The sequence below is a fragment of the Vibrio sp. 070316B genome, from assembly GCF_013114115.1.
Lineage (GTDB): Bacteria > Pseudomonadota > Gammaproteobacteria > Enterobacterales > Vibrionaceae > Vibrio > Vibrio chagasii_B.
The window spans coordinates 1-904 of sequence record NZ_VTYC01000079.1; the positions used below are offsets into that span (position 1 = coordinate 1).

Annotated in this window: 1 protein-coding gene; it reads right to left on the bottom strand. The window is 45.8% G+C overall.

Annotation, left to right across the window (positions count from 1 at the left end; genetic code table 11):
• Positions 1-863, bottom strand: an 863-nt coding sequence (locus F0251_RS24285) for an IS110 family transposase (RefSeq protein WP_171731988.1), incomplete at its 3' end; no start/stop codon positions are given.
• Positions 864-904: the final 41 nt, after the last annotated feature.

The following is a 904-nucleotide window of genomic DNA, read 5'->3' on the forward strand; positions in this document are numbered from 1 at the left end:
CTCAGCGCTGCTCTTGCTCCATGAACGAGTAGGGAGCGGATATACGTGTTGCCTCTTTTGGTTATCCCAAGAAGAATGACTTTGTCACCGCTGGTATCTTGCTTCGGCACAAGGCCCATTGCGGCGGAGGCATCTCTACCGGTTTTGAACTGTTGTCCGGAGCCAAGCCATACCGCAACGGCTTGGCTAGTAAGTGGCCCAAAGCCTGGAATAGACATGAGTCGCTTTGCGTTTTCGAACTGCTTGATGGTTTGGTTAAGTTTATCGTCGAACCATTTTACTTGTTCGTCGATGTATAAATATCGTTCGTACTGATGGGATAGCAGCTCTCTTAATATACAAGACAGTTGGTTTTCATCGTTCTCGAGTATTTCGGGTATGGCCTTTCTGAAGGCAGCGGCTCCTTTGGGCATAATGATGCCGTATTCAGATATGAGGCCACGCACTTGATTAACGATGCGAGTTCTTTCAGTGACGAGCAGACGTCTCATTCGAATAAGAGATTGGATGTCTTGTTGCTCGACGGATTTATGAGGAACAGGGTGAGGTCTTTTGTAGAGCGCGACTTCGGCAATGGCTTCAGCATCGTTATAGTCGTTTTTCTGTTTACGTCTTTGAGTTTTCACATGCTGGGGTGCGTAGAGTATGACTTCGTGACCGAACTGAGAGAATTCACGAGCCCAGTAGTGTGCGCCGGAACAAGCTTCCATGGCGATAGTACAGGGTGCTTTATTGGCGATGTAGCTAAGTAGCTTACTTCGTTGAAGTTTTTTACGAGAAAGGTTCTTTCCTTTATGATTGATTTCAAAAAGAAAGAAGATATTTTTTGCTAAATCGATGCCGATGATTTTATGCTGAGTCATGGTCTTCTCCTTTTACTTCGGACCTGAACACTCCAAGCATG